Annotated in this window: 6 protein-coding genes; all 6 read left to right on the forward strand. The window is 73.1% G+C overall.

Annotation, left to right across the window (positions count from 1 at the left end):
- Nucleotides 1-598 (forward strand): DsbA family protein (locus HGB44_RS31425; protein WP_168444231.1); only part of this gene is annotated, 598 nt, incomplete at its 5' end.
- Between the two features lie 95 nt (nt 599-693).
- The gene (locus tag HGB44_RS31430; RefSeq protein ID WP_231972523.1) at nt 694-1,923 is read left to right on the forward strand and encodes a PQQ-binding-like beta-propeller repeat protein; all 1,230 of its coding nucleotides are present in this window, start codon (nt 694-696) and stop codon (nt 1,921-1,923) included.
- A gap of 58 nt (nt 1,924-1,981) precedes the next feature.
- Nucleotides 1,982-2,350 carry a BlaI/MecI/CopY family transcriptional regulator gene (locus HGB44_RS31435; RefSeq protein ID WP_061081831.1) on the forward strand — a complete coding sequence of 123 codons (369 nt, stop codon included), beginning with the start codon at nt 1,982-1,984 and terminating at the stop codon, nt 2,348-2,350.
- The gene (locus HGB44_RS31440; protein ID WP_061081830.1) at nt 2,347-3,306 is read left to right on the forward strand and encodes a M56 family metallopeptidase; all 960 of its coding nucleotides are present in this window, start codon (nt 2,347-2,349) and stop codon (nt 3,304-3,306) included. Before HGB44_RS31435 ends, HGB44_RS31440 begins: the two co-directional genes overlap by 4 nt.
- 344 nt (nt 3,307-3,650) lie before the next feature.
- Nucleotides 3,651-4,517 (forward strand): DsbA family protein, encoded by an 867-nt coding sequence (locus tag HGB44_RS31445; protein WP_061081829.1) that lies wholly within the window; start codon nt 3,651-3,653, stop codon nt 4,515-4,517.
- Nucleotides 4,510-5,054, forward strand: a 545-nt coding sequence (locus tag HGB44_RS31450; protein ID WP_168444232.1) for a cytochrome c biogenesis CcdA family protein, incomplete at its 3' end; no start/stop codon positions are given. The genes HGB44_RS31445 and HGB44_RS31450, both read left to right, overlap by 8 nt.

Here is a 5,054-nt window from a genome sequence, read left to right on the forward strand (position 1 = left end):
GACCGCCGCCGACACGGTCAGCGATGAGATGCGGGCCGCCGGAGAGGAGATCGCCCGCAGGGACCCGGCCGACCCGCACGCGATGGGACCCGTCGACGCCCCGGTGGTGATGGTCGCCTACTCCGACTACCTCTGCCCGTTCTGCGCACGCTGGGTCCACCGGACCCAGCCCGAACTGGTCGAGGCCTACGTCGATCCGGGGCTGGTGCGGATCGAATGGCGCGAGTTCCCCTACCTGGGGGAGAACTCGCGCACGCTCGCCCTGGGCGCGGTCGCCGCCGGGAACCAGGACCGGTTCTGGGAGTACCACGCCCGCGTCTACGACGCCCCGGAGGACTTCACCGGCGACGCCGACGAGGTACGCGCGAGCATGCTGGACGCCGCCGGGGAGATCGGTCTCGACACCGACGCCTTCGCCCGCGACCTGGACGCCCCCGAGAGCGAGGAGGCCGTGGAGAGGGACTTCACCGAGGGACAGGACATGGGGATGAGCGGCACACCGGCCTTCCTCGTCAACGGCGACCCCGTCCTGGGGGCCCAGCCCCTGGACGCCTTCACCGACAGCATCGACGCGGCGCTGCGCGCGGCCGGGCGGTGACCATGGCGACCCCACGGTCCCCCGGACGACCCCTCCCCCACCGGGACGCTCCCGGGCCGGGGCGGACGCGGCGGACGCGGCGGGCACAGGGCCCGGTGCGTGCGTGCGCCCTGGTGTGCCTGCTCCTGGTGCTCGCGGCCTGCGGCAGGCCCGAACTCGCCGCCCCGGCCGACGCGCGGCCCCTGGACGATCCGCCCTCACCCGCCCTGGCCGTGGACGCGGGGCGGATCCCCGGCGTGCTCGGCGACCGGGGGCTGTGGACCTCCCCCTACTCCTCCGAGCCCAAGGCCACCGACGACGGCTTCGTCGGTCTGGTCGCCGGCGACGAGGGAGGGGACCTGCGCTTCCTCGGGGTGGACGCCCGGGGGCACACCCGTTGGTCGACGGCCCGCAACCCGAGCTGCACGGGGTTCACCACGACCCGCGACGACCGGGGCGACGACCTGGTCGTGCTCCTGGACAGCGACGCGGCGCCCGAACGGGGTCTGCTGGCCGCCACGGTCACCGCGGCCGCCTACGACCCCTCCACCGGGCGCAGGGTCTGGGGGCCCACCGAGGTGCCGGGCACCTGGGTGGGACCCGGCCTTGTCTTCGCCCGGGTCTCGCACACGGTCATGAACGAGGAGACCGGCCCGAAGGTCGCCCTGGCCGCAGGCACCGGGGCGGTGGCGGCCGACGAGCAGGACGGTGACGCGATCCTCCACGAGTACCAGGGAACCCTCCTGGTCCACCGCGACGGCGGGCTCCGAGCGATCGACACCTCCTCGGGCGAGCAGCTGTGGCGGGGCTCCGAACTGCCGGTCCCCGCCTCGCTGGCCGAGGAGGCGGGGGAGACCACCCTGACCTACGGCCACCGCCCTGCGAGCGACTCCGCCGGGCTCCTGACCCTGCGCTGGGAGCGCGGCGGGGCGGCGGTGTACACGGTGCACGACATACGCGACGGCCGCCCCCTGGCGGAACTGTCCTCGCGCACCGAACCCGTCACGGTCGGGGACGGCTCCGGCCGCACGGTGGTCTCGGGAACCTCCGCGGAGACGGGCGCACCCGTGCTCCTGGGCAGGAGGGGACCCTCCCAGGACGGTCTCTGGTCGGTGGAGGCCCGTCCGGGTGAACGCCCCGTGCGCCTCGTCGGCGGCCTGCTGTACACCACCGCCGGAGACGGGAACCGCGTCCTGTCCATGGCGGACGGGCGGACCCTGGAGGAGGGGACGTGGGGGATCCCCGTGGCGGGGCCGGAACGCGGCCCGGTGCTGGTGGAGGCGGTCGACGGCGACGGGGACGGCGCCTACGTCGCCGTCGACCGCTCCGCGACCGAACACGGCTGAGAAGGAGCGCCATTATGCTGAACCCGATCCGCGCGGCGAGAGGTGGGACGAGGACACCATGATTCCTGGACTCGGACCGTTGGAGACGGCGGTCATGGAGGTCCTGTGGGAGGCGTCCGAACCCCTGCCGGTCCGACAGGTGCGAGAGCGCCTCACCGACCACGCGACCGCCTACACCACCATCTCCACCGTGCTGGAGAACCTCAGACGCAAGGGGTGGGTCGACCGCGAACAGCTCGGCCGCGTGTGGTTCTACCGCCCCGTGCGGGACCGTTCGGCGCACGCCGCCGACGTGATGCACGAGGCGCTGACCGGCAGCCGTGACTCCGAGGCCACGCTGCTGCGGTTCGTGGACAGCATGAGCCCCCAGGACGCGCGCGCCCTGCGCAGCCTGCTCGACGGCCTCCCTCCCGAGGAGGAGACGTGATCTGGTCGTTCGCCGCCGTCTGCGCGGTCGTCGCGCTCGGCGTCACAGGTCCCGGGCTCCTACACCGCGCCTCCCACGCCTGCGGCCCCGGGCCGAGGGCGATGCTGGCGCTGTGGACCCTGGCGACCGCGGTCTGGTTGGTCTCCTGCGCCACCCTGGCTGCCGTGTTCGCCGCCGAACTCCTGGGCCCCTCGGTCAAGGCGGTCCTGGCCGCCTGCCTCAGCGTGCTCCAGGCCCTGGAACGCAACAACGCCGGGTGGGGCATCGGCGTCAGCGCCGTACTGGTCCTGGCGGCGGCGCTGCGCCTGCTGTGGACGGGGGTGCGGCGCAGGCGGGAGGGCACCTCGTGGCGGCGCTCCCACCACCGTGACCTGCTCTCCCGCGCGCGGCGCCGCCTCCTGCACGGTCAGCGCGTGTGGCTGGTCGACTCCGCCGAGAGCGGGGCCTACTGCGTTCCCGGCGCGCAGGGGGGCGTGGTCATCACCCGGGGCGCCCTGGCGGTGCTGGACGGACCCCAGGTGCGCGCCGTCCTGGCCCACGAGAAGGCCCACCTCCAGGGGCGCCACCACCTCGTGGTCGGGTGGGTGCGTCTGCTCGACGCCGCCTTCCCCCGGGTCCCCCTGTTGCGCGCGGCGGCGTCCGAGGTCCCCGTCCTCGTGGAGTGGGCCGCCGACGACCGGGCCGCGCGCGAGGTCGGCGTGCGCCCGCTGGTGCACGCTCTGGGAACCCTGGCCGAGGCCGGTCTGGGCCGTTCCCCGCAGGTCCTGTCCATCAGCGGCGCCTGTCCGGTCGACCGGGTCCGGCGGCAGGTCACACCGGCCGCCGGATGTCGGCGGTGGCGGGCGCGTGCGCGCACCGCTCTGGTCACCACCCTGGTGACGGCTCCCCTGGTGCTCACGGTCGCCTCGGCGCTGGCCGGGGTCCTCCTCCCGTACTGCGACTGCGCGGCCTACTGACTCCTCCGTCAGCGGTCCGCGCCGGGACGCCCCGGCCGCCCTGACCGGAGCGTGTCTCGGCCCGTCGCGCCCGCTCCCCCCGCGCGCCAGCACGTTGACACGTCGGCACGTCGGTCACCGATTCACCATGGTGTTGGAAGAAGCAGCCCCATTCCCCGCGCGCCCGCACATCGGCTCGTCGGCTCGCTGGGGGCGCCTCACGCGCGGCCCCGGTGGAACCCCCTGTTCGACGCTCACCTCGGAGGAAACGCCCCGCACCGCCCCTAGCGCACGCTATTTCTATGAAGCGTAGAAAGTATACTAAGGTTCATAGAAACAACGTGAGCCGACCGAGGGGCACCCACATGTCCGACCCATCCGGGCCCGAACCCGACCGCGGAAAGAAGCAGGCGAACGCACGGCCCTCCCCGGGCGAGAGGCGCGAGCGGGGGCGCGCCCCGGACGAAGGCGGCGGCGGTTCGTGGCGGGGCCTGCTGTTCGTCGGCCTGGCCCTGGTGGTCGTCGCCGGCCTGCTCGTGGCCAACCGGGTCATGGACGACCGGGTCATGGACGACCGGGTCATGGACAACCAGGTGGAGGGTCCAGCGGCCGACTCCACTCCCGAGACCACCGCCGAGGCCGACGAACAGTCCTCCGACCACCGGGAGTCCAGGCCCCTGCTGGCCCGTCAGGACCCCGAGGACCCCACCGCGATGGGCGACGTCGACGCGCCCGTGGTCATGGTGGCCTACTCCGACTACAACTGCCCCTACTGCGGCCGCTGGACCCGGGAGACCCAGCCCGAGCTGATGCCCTACGTCGAACAGGGGGACCTGCGCATCGAATGGCGCGACTTCCCCATCATCACCGGCTCCTCGGAGACGATCTCCCACGCCGCCCGGGCCGCCGGTATGCAGGGCAGGTTCTGGGAGTTCCACGAGACCTACTTCGCCTACGAGGAGAAGTTCGAGGGTGAGGCCCTCGAAGAAGCGTTGGACCAGATCGTCGCGGAGCTCGGCATGAACCCCGAGCGCTTCGAGGAGGACCGGCACAGCGACGAGGTCGCCGAACTGGTGAGCCGCGACTTCGCGGAGGCCCAGGGGATAGGGGTCACCTCCACCCCCGCCTTCCTCGTCAACGGCCAGCCGCTCATGGGCGCCCAACCGCTTCCCGTGTTCGAATCGGCCATCGAGAACGCCCTGGCGGACGCCGGGAGGGGCGACGATGGCTGACGTCGGTTTCGTCGCCGCCCTGGCGGGCGGTGTGCTCGCCCTGTTCAGCCCGTGCAGCGCCCTGCTGCTCCCCTCCTTCTTCGGGTACGCGTTCCGCGACCCGCGCCGTCTCCTGGCCCGCACCGGCGTGTTCTACCTGGGCCTGTGCACCACACTGGTTCCGCTGGGGGCGGGATCGGCCATGGCCAGCCGCCTCTTCTACGGAGAACGCGAACTCCTCATCACCATCGCGGGCTCGCTCGTCATCGCCTTCGGCGTGGCGCAGATCATCGGCTTCGGGTTCTCCTCGGGGCTGGCCCAGCGCCTCCAGGGGCGCTTCTCCGGTCGCACGAACACCGTCTCGGTCTTCGCGCTGGGCGCGGTGTACGGGTTCGCCGGTTTCTGCTCCGGGCCGATCCTCGGCGCGGTCCTGACCGTCGCGGCCACCGGCGGCCCCATGCGCGGGGCCCTGCTCCTGGCGGTCTACGCGCTGGGGATGGCGGGTCCGCTGTTCGTGCTGGCGCTGCTGTGGGACCGCTACGACCTGGGGGAGAAGCG

It is taken from the genome of Nocardiopsis alborubida (genome assembly GCF_012396365.1).
GTDB lineage: Bacteria > Actinomycetota > Actinomycetes > Streptosporangiales > Streptosporangiaceae > Nocardiopsis > Nocardiopsis alborubida.